At 72.6% G+C, this 13,155-nt stretch carries 11 protein-coding genes and 1 pseudogene; 7 read left to right on the forward strand and 5 right to left on the reverse strand.

The annotated features are described in order from the left end of the window. The first annotated feature begins 167 nt into the window (after window positions 1-167). The 5 genes from AB0N31_RS27015 (at window position 168) to AB0N31_RS27035 (ending at window position 4,875) form a co-directional block, all read left to right on the forward strand. A complete protein-coding gene (locus tag AB0N31_RS27015; RefSeq protein WP_366061032.1) occupies window positions 168-716 on the forward strand; it encodes an RNA polymerase sigma factor in 549 nt (182 codons plus the stop codon). Window positions 717-783: 67 nt separating this feature from the next. Continuing rightward, window positions 784-1,626, forward strand: coding sequence for a zf-HC2 domain-containing protein (locus AB0N31_RS27020; protein ID WP_366061033.1), 843 nt, complete (start codon window positions 784-786; stop codon window positions 1,624-1,626). Window positions 1,627-1,673: 47 nt separating this feature from the next. Continuing rightward, window positions 1,674-2,543: an ABC transporter ATP-binding protein gene (locus AB0N31_RS27025; RefSeq protein WP_366061034.1), complete on the forward strand. Its 870-nt coding sequence runs from the start codon at window positions 1,674-1,676 to the stop codon at window positions 2,541-2,543. Next, entirely contained in the window at window positions 2,540-4,093 is a 1,554-nt protein-coding gene (locus tag AB0N31_RS27030; RefSeq protein ID WP_366061035.1) for an ABC transporter permease, read from the forward strand. Before AB0N31_RS27025 ends, AB0N31_RS27030 begins: the two co-directional genes overlap by 4 nt. Further along, complete coding sequence (locus tag AB0N31_RS27035; RefSeq protein ID WP_366061036.1) at window positions 4,081-4,875, forward strand: ABC transporter; 795 nt, start codon at window positions 4,081-4,083, stop codon at window positions 4,873-4,875. Before AB0N31_RS27030 ends, AB0N31_RS27035 begins: the two co-directional genes overlap by 13 nt. A gap of 7 nt (window positions 4,876-4,882) precedes the next feature. Here AB0N31_RS27035 and mshD read toward each other — a convergent pair whose 3' ends face one another. Then, window positions 4,883-5,809: a mycothiol synthase gene (mshD, locus tag AB0N31_RS27040; protein ID WP_366061037.1), complete on the reverse strand. Its 927-nt coding sequence runs from the start codon at window positions 5,807-5,809 to the stop codon at window positions 4,883-4,885. A gap of 315 nt (window positions 5,810-6,124) precedes the next feature. Here mshD and AB0N31_RS27045 point away from each other — a divergent pair, with 315 nt between their 5' ends. Then, window positions 6,125-7,927 (forward strand): bifunctional metallophosphatase/5'-nucleotidase, encoded by a 1,803-nt coding sequence (locus AB0N31_RS27045; RefSeq protein WP_366061038.1) that lies wholly within the window; start codon window positions 6,125-6,127, stop codon window positions 7,925-7,927. Window positions 7,928-8,033: 106 nt separating this feature from the next. After that, window positions 8,034-8,384 (forward strand): annotated as a pseudogene (locus AB0N31_RS27050) (Scr1 family TA system antitoxin-like transcriptional regulator); the annotation flags it as partial. Window positions 8,385-8,478: 94 nt separating this feature from the next. Here AB0N31_RS27050 and AB0N31_RS27055 read toward each other — a convergent pair. The 4 genes from AB0N31_RS27055 to AB0N31_RS27070 all read right to left on the reverse strand — a co-directional run bounded on the left by AB0N31_RS27055 (window position 8,479) and on the right by AB0N31_RS27070 (window position 13,128). Further along, complete coding sequence (locus AB0N31_RS27055; RefSeq protein WP_366061039.1) at window positions 8,479-10,575, reverse strand: pectinesterase family protein; 2,097 nt, start codon at window positions 10,573-10,575, stop codon at window positions 8,479-8,481. Between the two features lie 126 nt (window positions 10,576-10,701). After that, a complete protein-coding gene (locus tag AB0N31_RS27060; RefSeq protein WP_366061040.1) occupies window positions 10,702-12,132 on the reverse strand; it encodes a HAMP domain-containing sensor histidine kinase in 1,431 nt (476 codons plus the stop codon). Continuing rightward, the gene (locus AB0N31_RS27065) at window positions 12,129-12,863 is read right to left on the reverse strand and encodes a response regulator transcription factor (RefSeq protein ID WP_366061041.1); all 735 of its coding nucleotides are present in this window, start codon (window positions 12,861-12,863) and stop codon (window positions 12,129-12,131) included. Before AB0N31_RS27065 ends, AB0N31_RS27060 begins: the two co-directional genes overlap by 4 nt. Window positions 12,864-12,918: 55 nt before the next feature. Further along, on the reverse strand, window positions 12,919-13,128 hold the full coding sequence (locus AB0N31_RS27070; protein ID WP_366061042.1) for a hypothetical protein: 210 nt from the start codon (window positions 13,126-13,128) through the stop codon (window positions 12,919-12,921). Between the last annotated feature and the right edge of the window lie 27 nt (window positions 13,129-13,155).

Below are 13,155 nucleotides of genomic sequence, written 5' to 3' on the forward strand. Positions count from 1 at the left end.
GGCACGGAGCGGCACGGAGAGGGGAGGGAGAGGGCCGGAGCGGCACGGAGAGGGGAGGGAGAGGGCCGGAGCGGCACGGAGAGGGGAGGGAGAGGGCCGGGCGGCGGCCGAAAAAATTGGGGTGCCGGATCGTGAACCGATCGGCGGGGCTCGTCCGATGAGGGGATGTGAGCGAAACGAGAAGCGACGGGGAGCTGCTGCGGGCCGTCGCGGCGGACGGGGACCGTCACGCCTTCGAGGAGCTGTACCGGCGATACGCGCCGTGGCTGACCGCGCGCATGCGCAGCCGCTGCGCCGACGCCGCGATAGTCGACGACGTCGTCCAGGAGACGTTCCTCGCGGTGTGGCGCGGCACCGCCCGCTTCCAGGAGGGCTACTCCGAGGACGCGGCCGGCTGGCTGTGGCGCATCGGCGCCCGCCGCCTCGTCGACGCCGTGCGCGGTGACGGCGCGCGGGGGCGGCTGCGCCAGGCCCTGGCCCGGCTGCGCCACCGCGACGAGGCCTCCGCGGAGGAGCGCGTGCTCGCGGGAGTGGAGCACGGGGATCTCGCCGGTGCCCTCACCCGTCTCTCTCCGGAGCTGCGGGCGGTCCTCCAGGCCACCGTCATCGACGGACTCACCACCCGGGAGGCCGCCGTCCTGCTCGGCATCCCCGCGGGCACGGTCAAGACGCGGGCCCAGCGGGCCCGCAAGCAACTGCGGGAGGCGCTGGCATGAGGCGGCACGTGACGGAAGGGCGCCTGCGCGGACGCGCGGAGGCCGACAGACTGAAGGAGGCCCTGGCATGACGTGGCACGTACCGGAGGAGGACCTGCGCGCCTACGCGCGGGGCGAGCTGGTGGCGCCCCTGCTGTGGTCCGCCGACACGCATCTCGCGGGGTGCGCCCAGTGCCGGTCACGGCTCGCGGGGGCGGTCGACCCGGTCGCGCTGGACGCAGGCTGGGAGCGGCTGGACGCCGAACTGGACGCGCCGCGGCCGGGCCCCGTCGAGCGGCTGCTGGTGCGGCTCGGCGTGGCCGACCACACCGCCCGGCTGCTGACGGCCACCCCGGTGCTGCGCCGGTCGTGGCTGCTGGCGGTGGTGTCCCTGCTGGTCATGACCGTGCTGGCGGTCCACCTGGTGGACCGGCCCATGCTGTTCCTCGCCCTTGCCCCGCTGCTCCCGCTCGGCGGGGTCGCCCTGTCGTACGGACCGGCCCTCGACCCGTCGTACGAGATGGCCGTCGTCGCCCCGATGCACGGCTTCCGCCTGCTGATGATCCGGACGGTCGCGGTGCTGACCGCGGGCCTCGCCTTCAACGGTCTGGCCACCCTCGCCCTGCCGGGGTACGGGCTGCTGGCCCTGACCTGGCTGCTGCCCGCGCTGGCCCTGACCGCGACCGGACTGGCGTTGACCCCCCGGCTCGGCCCGGTCCTCGCGCCCGCCCTGGTGGGCGGGGCCTGGCTGACGCTGCTGGTGGTGGCGCAGTCGCAGGCGCACTCCCACACCACGCTCGTGCCCTTCACGGCGGCCGGGCAGTCGGCCGCGGCGGCCGTCGCGGCTCTCGCCACCGTGCTGCTCTACCAGACCCGGGACCGCTTCGACGCGCGTCCCGTGGCCGGCTTCCCGGACGGCGGCGCCGTATGACGCCCGCGCCCGCCCCCGCCCACCGACCGGAATCCCAGGAGTCCCGCATGACCACCCCGCCCACCACCGTGACGGCCACCGGCCTGTCCCTGCGCTACGGCGGCACCCACGCCCTGGACGGCGTCTCGCTGCGCCTGACGCGGGGCGTGACCGGCCTGCTCGGCCCCAACGGTGCCGGAAAGACCACCCTGTTGCGGGTGCTGGCCACGGCGGTGCCGCCGGACCGGGGCGAGTTCACCGCCCTGGGCCACGACCCCGGCACCTCGGCCGGCCGCCTGGCCCTGCGCCGCACGCTCGGCTATCTGCCGCAGACGCCCGGTTTCCACCCCGACTTCACGGCCTTCGAGTTCGTCGACTACGTGGCGATCCTGAAGGAACTGACCGACCGCACCGCCCGGCTCCGCGAGGTGCGGCGCGTACTGGACGCCGTCGACCTCGCCGACGTGCGGGGCAAGCGGCTCAAGCGGCTGTCCGGCGGCATGCGGCAGCGCGTGGCGCTGGCCGCCGCGCTCGTCGGCGACCCCGGCTTCCTCGTCCTGGACGAGCCGACCGTCGGCCTCGACCCCGAGCAGCGCATGCGCTTCCGCGGGCTGATCGCCGAGGCCGGTGAGGGGCGCACGGTCCTGCTGTCCACCCACCAGACCGAGGACGTGGCGATGCTCTGCCACCGGGTCGTGGTCCTCGCCCGGGGCCGCGTCCGCTTCGAGGGCACCCCCGCGGAGCTGACCGCCCGCGCGGCCGGCCGGGTCTGGAGCAGCACGGAGCGGGACCCCGCCGCCCTGGCCGGCTGGCGCACCGGCACCGGCGCCTTCCGCAACGTCGGAGATCCGCCGCAGGGTGCCGACCTCCTCGAACCCACCCTGGAGGACGGCTATCTGCTCACCCTCGACAGCGACAGCCGGGCGGTGACCGCATGAGCACCACGATCACGACGGTGAGGGAATCCGTCCCCGCGCCCCCCGAGCCACCGGGGCCCGGCCGCCGGACCGGCGCCGTGCTCGCCCTGGCCCGCTTCGAGACCCGCGAACTCCTCCAGCAGGTACCGATACTGGTCTTCCTGTTCCTGTACGTCGGCTTCACCGTCGCGCGGCTGGCGTTCCAGGACGGCATGAGCGACTACCCCGTCCTCAACACGGTCGACCGCGACACCCAGACGTCCCCCCTGCTCCTCGCCGTCGCCCTGCTCGTCTGCACCAACGCCGCCGCCCTGCGCTCGCGCAAGCACGGCACGGTCGAGCAGTTCGACGTCATGGCGATGGAGCCCTGGCGACGCGTCCTCGCGCACCTCCTGTCCGCGGTGTCGTTCGCGGCGCTCACCGCGGTCGTCGTCGCGGCCGAGTTCACCCGGGAAGCCCTGAAGCCCGGCGCGATCGGCCACGGCTCCGTCGCCGAACTCGCCGTCGGGCCACTGGTCGTCCTGATGGCGGGGATCACCGGTGTCCTGCTGGCGCGGCTCGTGCCCACGTCCTTCGCGCCCATGCTCTTCGTGGTCGCCGTGTATCTGCTCATGGTCCTCGCCACCGGCGTCACCGAGTCGGACGAGCCGGGGGCGGGCTGGCTCTCCCCCATGGTCTTCTCCGGGATCTCCGGCGGCGATCCGGTCCCCAGCGACCTCCTCGGCCGCCCGGCCGCCTGGCACGCGCTCTACCTGCTGGGCCTGTGCGCCGTGCTGACCTGCGCGGCCCTGCTGCTGTCCGGCGGCCGCACCCGCGCGGTCAAGGCGGCGACCGCCCTCGCCCTCGCGGTCACCACGGCCGGCGCGATCGGCCAGCTCCCGCGTGACACCGACGCCCTGGAGGCGGCGCGGAAGACGGCGTCCACGACCCCGCAGAAGGTCCAGTCGTGCACGGAGCACGGCGGGTCGACCTACTGCTCCTTCCCCGAGTGGAAGGGAGTGCGGGACGACTGGGCGGCGGTCGTCGACCGGATCCGGTCCGCGGCCGGCGGCAGCGCGGCGACGGCGCCCCTGACGGTCCGCCAGCGCATCGACACCAGCGGTGGCATCGAGGTCGACTCCGCGCTGACCCCCTCCGCCACCCCGGGCCAGGTGACGGTCGGCACCCGCTGGGGCGGCAACCGCGTCCCCGAGTTCGCGGTGGGAGCCGCCACCGTCCTCGTGGCGGGCACGGAGGACGCCACCACCCGGAACATGTGCGACGCCCGCGCGGTGACGATCATGTGGCTGGTGCTGGGCACCGACCCCACCCCGATGGCCACGTTCGAGGACGTGCGGCTGGACGACAGCACCACCGGCTCAGGCCAGGTCCTGGCCCCCACGAACGGGCTGAGCCTGACGGCCCACCAGACGGAGGTCGTCGGCGAACTGCTCGCCCGGCCCCGGGCGGAGATCACCGCGCGGGTCAAGGCGCACTGGCCGGAGCTGACGTCCGCGCGGACCTCGACGGCCGAGGCGGCGAAGCTGCTGGGCGTCGCGGTGCCGCAGGGGGTGGAATCGTGCGACGAGTAGGAGACGCGGACAAGGCGGGGAACCCCGCCCCCGGCCGCTCGGGTCACCCCGTCCCCGGCCACGGCCCGATGTCGCCCGCCGGCCACGGCCCGGCCCCCCGCCTCCGCACCCTGCTCAGGTCCCTCGCCCCGCCGGTGTGGCGGTCCCTGCCCTGGGCGGCGTTGACGGCGACGGCCGGCTCGGGACTGCTGCTCGCGGCGAGCACGCGGCTCCCGGACCAGGCACCGGAGACGGCCTGGGGACTGGTGGTGCTGCGGCTGACCGCGCTGACCGGCGGGGTGGGCCTGGCCTTCCTGCTCGACGACCCGGCCCGGCACACCACCGCCGCCAGCCCGCTCGGCCGTCCCCTCCGCGCCGGCCTGCGCCTGGCCATGGCCGTGCCGCTGATGTCCCTGTGGTGGACGGCGGTCCTGCTCGTGCTGCCCGGGCCGACCCGCCCGTCCCTGGGCCCGGTCACCCTGGAGGCTCTCGCCACCGCCGCCTGCGCCATCGCCCTGGCGACCGCCGCCGTGCGCTTCACGGACCGTGCGGAGGTGGGGAAGGGGACGGTGGCGTGGCTCGGCGCGCTGGCGGCGGTGGCGGTGCTCGTCCCGGCACGGTGGGGACTGCTGACCCTGCCGGGTCACCGCTGGTGGGAGGAGACCCACGTACGGTGGGCGGTGCTCCTGGCGCTGACGCTGGTGTCGACAGCGCTGTGCACACCCGAACCGCTGAGACGCACCCGGGTGCGCCTCGGTCCCTCCGGCGGCGCCCCCGCCGGCGCCCCCGTCGGGCAGGGGTGAGGGGCGGTCAGGTCTCCGTGCGGTACATCAGGTCCGTCTCGTACGTGACGAACCCCAGCCGCTCGTACACCGACACCGCCGCCTTGTTGTCCGCGTCGACGTAGAGCATGGCGGTGGGCAGCCGCTGCGCCGCGAGATGCCGCAGTCCGATCGTGGTCAGGGACTTGCCGAGGCCGCCGCCCTGCGCGCCGGGGGCGACACCGAGGACGTACACCTCGCCGAGGCCCTCCTCGGCGTGGACCTTCGTCCAGTGGAAGCCGACGAGCCGGTCCCCGCGGAAGGCGAGGAAGAAGCCGGCGGGGTCGAACCAGGGCTGGTCCTTGCGGTCGTCGAGGTCGCGCTGGGTGAGGGAGCCCTGTTCGGGATGGTGGGCGAAGGCGGCGGCGTTGACGGCCAGCCAGGCACCGTCGTCCTGCCCGGGGACGAAGGTCCGGACGGTCACCCCGTCGGGGAACACCGGCTCGGACAGGTCGAGGTCGGTCAACGGCCGACGCATCTGGCGCAGTTCGCGGAACAGCGACAGCCCGAGCACCTGGGCGAGGTGCCGGGCGGCGGCGTGGCCGCCGTGGGCCCACACCCGCAGGCGTTTGCCGGAGGCGGCGAGCAGGGCGGAGCCGAGTGCCCGGCCGTGCCCGTGCCCGCGGTGCGCGGGATGGACGACCAGCTCGGCGGCCGGGGCCTCGACGGGGTCGGTGTCCTCCAGTTGCGCGTAGGCGACGAGTTCGCCGGCCACGGAGAGCAGGAGGTGGGAGACGCCCTCGCGGGGGCCGCCCCGCAGTTGCAGCCGGCCCTGTTCGGACACCGCCTGCCGGCCGTCGCTGCGGGCGGCCTCCGCGAGCAGGTCGAGGACGGCCTCGGTCTGTGCGGGGGAGAGCGCGGAGAGGTTCTCGATGGATCGCTGGCCGGGGGCCGATACCGGGTCGTCGCTGGTCATGCGTACGAGGGTAAGGGCCGGGCCGGGCAAAGTGGCGGCATCGGGGGAGAGGACGCGGATCCATCGGGGAAGGGGGGCGCGGATCCTTCCGGAACGGGGGTGCCGAAGCACCGGGAACCGCGAGGCGGCACGGGCGGGAGCTGGGCGGACGAGCGGCGGACGGCAAAGGGAAACCAGGATGTAACCATGAACCCCCTGTCGCGCTACGCGCGTTGACTCTAGGCTGCGGCCCGACGGGGCCACCAGCTCAGACGCCTCGCAGGGCCTTCCGGCCCCGGGGACGTCGACACCACAGCAGACACCACAGGGGGGCGCATGCCAGCCACTTCCCACTCGCATCCGAGCCGCAGACGCCGTACGTACGGGCTGCTCGCGGCGGCCGCCGGTCTGGCCACCGCCGGCGCACTGGTCGCCGCGCTGCCGGCGGGTGCGCAGGACGCCCGGCACGGAAAGCCGCTGCCGAGCCGTTACCAGGACGTCCAGCTGCTGTCGTTCAACGACCTGCACGGCAACCTCGAGCCGCCGAGCGGTTCCTCCGGCCGGGTCACCGAACTCCAGGCCGACGGCACGACGAAGACGATCGACGCGGGCGGTGTGGAGTACCTGGCCACGCACCTGCGCCAGGCCCGCGAGGGCAACAAGTACTCCATCACCGCGGCCGGCGGCGACATGGTCGGCGCCTCCCCGCTGATCTCCGGCCTGTTCCACGACGAGCCCACCATCGAGGCGCTCAACAAGCTGGACCTGGACGTCACCTCGGTCGGCAACCACGAGTTCGACGAGGGCGCCAAGGAACTGTCGCGGCTTCAGAAGGGCGGCTGCCACCCGACGGACGGCTGCTACACGGACGAGGAGTTCGGCGGCGCCGACTTCCCGTACCTCGCGGCGAACGTCCTGAACGAGAAGTCCGGCAAGCCGATCCTGAAGCCGTACTGGGTCTGGAAGAAGAAGGACGTCAAGATCGGCTTCATCGGCGTGACCCTGGAGAACACGCCGGGCATCGTCTCCGCGGAAGGCGTCAAGGGCCTGAAGTTCAAGGACGAGGTCGAGACGATCAACAAGTACGCCAAGGAGCTCCAGCGCCAGGGCGTGAAGTCGATCGTGGCGCTGATCCACGAGGGCGGCCTGCCGGCCTCCACCTCCTACAACTACGACTGCGACTCGCCGGGCGCGGGTGACGGCATCTCGGGCCCGATCGTCGACATCGCGAAGAACGTCTCGCCGTCGGTGGACGCCCTGGTCACGGGTCACACGCACGCCGCGTACGCCTGCACGATCAACGACCCGGCGGGCAAGCCGCGCACGGTGACCTCGGCCGCCTCGTTCGGCCGCCTCTACACGGACACCACGCTGACGTACGACCGCTTCACGGGGGACATCGCCCGTACGGCGGTGAAGTCGGCGAACCACGTGGTCACCCGGACCGTCCCCAAGGCGACGGACATGACCGAGCTGATCAGCAAGTGGAACACCCTGGCGGCGCCCATCGGCAACCGCGCGATCGGCCATGTCTCCGCCGACGTCCCCAACACGGGCACCGAGTCCCCGATGGGCGACCTGATCGCGGACGCGCAGCTCTGGTACGGCAGGAAGCTGGACGCCGAGGCGGACCTGGCGCTGATGAACCCCGGTGGGGTGCGGGCCGGTCTGACCTACGCCGCCAAGGGCACCGAGGGCGACGGCGTGGTCACCTACGCCGAGGGCTTCACCGTCCAGCCGTTCGCCAACACCGTGAACCTGCAGGACTTCACCGGCGCCCAGCTCATCCAGGTGCTCAAGGAGCAGGTGAGCGGGTCGAACGCGAGCGCGCCGAAGATCCTCCAGCCGTCGGCGAACCTGACGTACACGCTGGACCTGACGAAGAGCGGCGCCGACCGTGTCGTCACGGACTCCATCAAGCTGAACGGCGCCGCCGTCGACCCGGCCGCCACCTACCGCGTCGCGACGAACAGCTTCCTCGCGGGCGGCGGTGACGGCTTCACCACCCTGGGCCAGGGCACGAACGACCTCGTCGGCCTCGACGACCTGGCCGCCCTGGAGCAGTACCTGACGGCCAACTCCTCGGCCGCCGCGCCGATCGCGCCGCCGGTGCCGAACCGGATCACGATCGTGCAGTAACCCCGGGGTCCTCCCACCTCGCCCCTGGGAGTTCTCCCACCGCGGAGGCGGCCGCGTCATCGACGCGGCCGCCTCTCTGTGTCCGCGTGTATCAAGTCCTGCGGGGATGAGGCGGCGGGCCGCGCCGGTCAGCCGTCGTCCCTGGCACCGATCGCGGGCGGACCGAACGGCGGTTCGCTCCGGGGGATACGAGGGACGTGCGCCGACGTCGGTTCCCGAAGGGGGGAACGGCTCGGTGGCGGCCCCCGGCGGCCAAGTGCTGCCGTACGCGGCTGGTGTGCACGACCTCATGGGCAGCCACCTCTGGCTCCTCCGGCAGCGAGTCGGGGACCCCGTCGCCCAGGTGGAAGGCAACGACTTCGGCGAGTTGATCGACGATCCGGACAAGGTCCCGTCCTGCCGCTTTTCCTACGATCTGGTCAGGGACGCGGCCCTGACTCCGGTGGAGTCGACGGCGTTCCTGACTCACGCGGCGCGCGGCCAGGACGTGTACGGCCACACCGGCGCCGCTTCCGCTCCGGCGTCCGGTGTGGCCGATTCCGCGGGAGAGGTCAGGAAGCGGACGGCGCCCAGTCGCCGAGCCAGTCCGCGACCTCCTGGTTCGTGGCCTGCGCGTCGGTCAGCTGGGGCCGGTCGCCGCTCGCGGCGCCCGAGCCCGCACCGGTGTTCTTGTACTCGGCGAAGCGGTCGTCCTTCCAGGAGAAGCCGCTCATGTCGGTCCAGGGGGTGGTCCGGATCGCCGCGCTGAGGGTGGTGTTGCGGACCGTGGTCTGCGGGTCGAGAGTGGCGTCGCCGCCGGCGTGCCAGGGGCGGCCGAGGTGGAAGGAGCGGTCGGAGACGTCGCCGTTGACCGTGGAGTTGGCGATCAGGATGCCCTTGCGGCCCGCCGCGGTGCTGGGGGCGGTGACGTAGCCGGCCGAGGTGCCGTTCCAGCGCTTCTTCAGCGTGATGACCGACTTGTCGATGACCGCCGTCGCCCGGCCGAAGATGAAGTCGACGTTGCCGACGACGTACGAGTCGGTCATGTAGACGCGGCCCAGCTTGTCCTTGGACGCGGTGTCCACCAGCAGGGTGTCCTGGTCGCCGCTGACGATGACGCCGTCGAGGAAGATCTTGTCGGCGGCGGTGCGCAGGGCGACCGCCTGGCCGGCGATGTCCTGGTGGGCGGACTCGTCGAAGTCGTTGGAGATGGTCAGGTTGCGGGCCTGGAAGTCGTCCGCCTCGACGGCGACGGTGGCGCTGCCGCCGGTGCCGTACGTGCCCCCGCCGGGCTTGGGCGTGCCCGACGCGTTGTTGTAGACGATCGTGGTGTCCTTGCGGCTGCCGCCGGTGCCCTGGATGGTGACGTGCGGCTTGTTGGACGGGACCTTGACCAGTTCGCGGTACGTGCCCGGCTTGACGGCGATCACGACGCGGGAGGGGTTGTTGGCCGGCACGGCGTTCACCGCGGCCTGCACGGTCGAGTACTGCCCGCTGCCGTCCTTGGCGACGGTGAGCGTGGTGGCGGCGGCCGCCTTCGTCGTGGCCGTCGAGGTGGCCGCCGAGGTGGCCGCCGAGGTGGTGCCGATGGAACCGCGCGGTCCCGTGCCGGACTTGAGCAGCACGGGCACGTCCGCCGCCTTGTCCAGCGTGTACGGGTAGTACGTCTTCGGGTTCCAGGCCGCGCCCGTGCCGCCGCTCTCGTTCTTGCCGGTCGTGCCGGAGAAGTGGTTGCCGCGCTGGACGAGGGTGGCGGTGGCGTCCCGGACGACGGGGTTGGTCATGCCCTGGAAGTAGGAGTTCTCCAGGATCATGTTCGTCCCGCCGCGGGAGTAGTTGCCGTAGGAGGACTTGATGTCCGTCCCCGCCACGTCCTCCAGGAAGTTGTTGTACAGGTGCGCGTGGGCGACGTTGTCCGTGGAGGGGTTGCGCTGTTCGGTCTCGCGGATCCAGTTGTGGTGGATGGTGATGTCCGCGGTGACGTTGTCGGTCCAGCCGATGCCGAAGGCCTTGTTGTCCTGGCTGAGCTTGTTCCAGGAGACGGTCAGGTAGGTGGTGTCCTTGCGGCTGTCGATGAGCCCGTCGGCCATGTGCCGGATGTCGTTGTGATCGATCCAGACGTGGTGGGCGCCGTCCATCTGGATGCCGTCGAAGTCGTGGTCCTTGTCGTTCCAGACGCCCTGGTACGCGTCCCGGATGGTCAGGTTCCGGATGATCACGTTGTGGACGCCCTGACCGAGGAAGAACCCTCCGCCCACGATGTGCCCGGAGGTCCCGGAGCCCACGATCGTCTTGTCGGAGGCGACCTTGATCTCCTTGCCGACCGGGTCCATGGTGATCGTCGCGGCGACGACGATGACGTACGGCTCGGCGGCCGTCGCGTACTTCTCCAGATCGGCGAGCGTCTTCACGGTGACGGTCTGGCCGTCCCGGCCGCCGTACGTCCCGTTCTGGCCGAGCGCGTTCACCGAGGCGAAGCCGTCGGCGGTGGCGGTCGCCCAGGCGGGGGCGGCGGTGGCGGCGGACGCGTTCGCCTGGGCCTGCGCACCGAACAGTCCGAGGTCCGTGCCGTAGGCGAAGGTGCCGGCGGCGGTCAGCACGAGCGGCACGCCCAGCGCCATGCCGGTCCTGCGCCTGCGGTGCCGGGACTTGCGGCCGATGTCGGTCATGTGTGGGGTTCCGTTCCGTGGGAGGAGGACCACCCGGAAGGGGTGCGGGTCACCGGGTGGTCGCCGCTCACGGCGGAAAGGTTGCCGAACCCGCCGGAACGCGTGGGGAGTACGGCGGCGCGGGCGCTACGGCAGCTCGGGCGGAGGCGTCGGAGCGCCGGGGAGCCGTACGGTCACCAGCGTGCCGTCGCCCTCCGCGCGGGCCACCGTGATCTCGCCGCCGGCCTCGCGCACCGTGCGCGCGACGATCGACAGGCCGAGACCCGATCCGGGGAGTGCCCGCGCGCTCGGGGAACGCCAGAACCGGTCGAACACGTAAGGGAGTTCGTCCTCGGGGATGCCGGGGCCGTGGTCGCGGACGGTCAGGACGCCGTCGGAGAGCGCGACCTCGACGGAGCCGCCTCGCGGGCTGAACTTCACCGCGTTGTCGAGGACGTTGACCACCGCCCGCTCCAGCGTGGCCGGCTCCGCCCGCACGTACCAGGGGTCCAGCGCGGCCGTGATCGTCAGCTCCGGGCCCCGCAGCCGCGCCCGGCGCAGGGCCGACTCCACGGTGTCCTCCAGGGAGACCACCTGGACCCGCTCGCCCCGCTGCCCCTCCGAGCGGGACAGCTCCTGCAGGTCGCCGATGAGCGCGGCCAGTTCGGTCATCTGCGCCTTCACCGACGCGAGCAGCGCCTTGCGGTCCGCCTCCGGGAGGGGCCGGCCCGTCTCCTCGCTGCGGGTGAGCAGCTCGATGTTGGTGCGCAGGGAGGTGAGGGGGGTGCGGAGTTCGTGGCCCGCGTCCGCGATGAGCTGCTGCTGGAGCTCACGGGAGCTGGCCAGGGAGGCGGTCATCGAGTTGAACGACCTGGACAGGCGGGCCACCTCGTCCTCGCTGTCGTCCTCGACGGGGATGCGGATGCCGAGGTCCTCGGTGCGCGCGACATGCTCGACGGCCTCGGTCAGCTTGTCGACGGGGCGCAGACCCGCGCGGGCGACGGCCAGGCCCGCGGCACCGGCGCCGAGGACGCCGACACCGGAGACGAGGAGAAGGATGAGGGCGAGTTCGTTGAGGGTCTTCTCGGTGCCCTTGAGGGGGGTGGCGAGGACGAGCGCCACCGGCCCCGCATTGGTCTGCACGGGCAGCGTCAGCACGCGTACGGCCTCACCGTTCTCGGCGGTGCCGTCGTGGAACACGCCGTCGGCGCTGTCGTCCGCGTTCGCGATCACCTTCCGGTCGGTGGCGGAGATCTTCACCTTGCCAGCGGAGAACGAGTTGACGCAGACCGTGTCGTCGTCCGTCACGACCTGGAAGTAGCTGGTTCCCGGGTAGCCGGAGTCGGGCTGAGTGTCCTGCGGGCACACTCTGAGCACGTTTTCGATCTGGTCGTCGAGCCTCGGCTGGGCCACCATCTTCTTCAGGTCGCCGTCCACCTGCTCGTACAGCTTCCCCTGCACGATGAACCAGCAGGTCATCGACACCGCCGCCACCGCGAACGCCACCGCCGCGGCGACCAGCATCGACAGCCGGGCCCGAATGGGAAGGGTGCGCAGTCGCCGTACGACTCGGTTCACTCCGCGCCGCCCTGCCGCAACACGTATCCCACGCCCCGCACGGTGTGCACGAGGCGCGGTTCGCCGCCGGCCTCCGTCTTGCGGCGCAGGTACATGACGTAGACGTCGAGGGAGTTGGACGAGGGCTCGAAGTCGAAGCCCCACACGGCCTTGAGGATCTGCTCGCGGGTGAGGACCTGACGCGGGTGCGCCATGAACATCTCCAGGAGGGTGAACTCGGTACGGGTCAGCTCGACGGCCCGCCCGGCGCGCGTCACCTCCCGTGTCGCGAGGTTCATGCGCAGGTCGGCGAAGGTGAGGACCTCGTCGTCGTCGGTGCCCGCGCCGGCGGCCGCGGCGTAGGAGCTGCGCCGCAGCAGGGCCCGTACGCGGGCGAACAGCTCGTCCAGTTCGAACGGCTTGACCAGGTAGTCGTCGGCGCCCGCGTCGAGTCCGGTGACGCGGTCGCCGACGGTGTCGCGGGCGGTCAGCATGAGGATCGGGGTGGTGTCGCCGGCCCCGCGGATGCGGCGGGCGGCGGTGAGGCCGTCCATGCGGGGCATCTGGATGTCGAGGACGACGAGGTCGGGCCGGTAGCCGGTCGCCTTCTCCAGGGCGTCCGCGCCGTCCACGGCGACCTCCGTGTCGTAGCCCTCGAAGGCGAGGCTGCGCTGGAGCGCTTCGCGCACCGCCGGCTCGTCGTCGACGATCAGGATGCGCTGGGTGTCACGGTCGCCTTCGGCGGGGCTCATGGCGTGGATTCCCTCGGGTGCGGTGGGGCGGCGGGGTGCTGCGGGCGGGACCCTCTCAGCCTCGCATCGTAGTGAGCCGGCTCAGCGGCACCTTGCGGCGGTGCGGGCGGGCGGCGCCGGTGCGCAGGCCCATCAGCTGCGGGACGGCGACCTCCGGGGCCCGGGGCGGTGCCGTCGGGGCGTGCAGTTCGTACGCCACGTCGAGGGCCAGGGCGAGGTCGGCCGCGCCGACGCCGGTCACCGGGTGCGAAACCTGCTTGATCATGACGTACTCCCTGAGCGCTGGAAGGGG

Source organism: Streptomyces sp. NPDC051051 (assembly GCF_040682975.1).
Classification (GTDB): Bacteria; Actinomycetota; Actinomycetes; order Streptomycetales; family Streptomycetaceae; genus Streptomyces.

What these genes read in the sequence shown, in the direction of transcription:
- AB0N31_RS27020 (WP_366061033.1), top strand. Translation starts at nt 784, where the DNA reads ATGACGTGGCACGTACCGGAGGAGGACCTGCGCGCCTACGCGCGGGGC.
- AB0N31_RS27025 (WP_366061034.1), top strand. Translation starts at nt 1,674, where the DNA reads ATGACCACCCCGCCCACCACCGTGACGGCCACCGGCCTGTCCCTGCGC.
- AB0N31_RS27030 (WP_366061035.1), top strand. Translation starts at nt 2,540, where the DNA reads ATGAGCACCACGATCACGACGGTGAGGGAATCCGTCCCCGCGCCCCCC.
- mshD (WP_366061037.1), bottom strand. Translation starts at nt 5,809, where the DNA reads ATGACCAGCGACGACCCGGTATCGGCCCCCGGCCAGCGATCCATCGAG.
- AB0N31_RS27045 (WP_366061038.1), top strand. Translation starts at nt 6,125, where the DNA reads ATGCCAGCCACTTCCCACTCGCATCCGAGCCGCAGACGCCGTACGTAC.
- AB0N31_RS27055 (WP_366061039.1), bottom strand. Translation starts at nt 10,575, where the DNA reads ATGACCGACATCGGCCGCAAGTCCCGGCACCGCAGGCGCAGGACCGGC.
- AB0N31_RS27065 (WP_366061041.1), bottom strand. Translation starts at nt 12,863, where the DNA reads ATGAGCCCCGCCGAAGGCGACCGTGACACCCAGCGCATCCTGATCGTC.
- AB0N31_RS27070 (WP_366061042.1), bottom strand. Translation starts at nt 13,128, where the DNA reads ATGATCAAGCAGGTTTCGCACCCGGTGACCGGCGTCGGCGCGGCCGAC.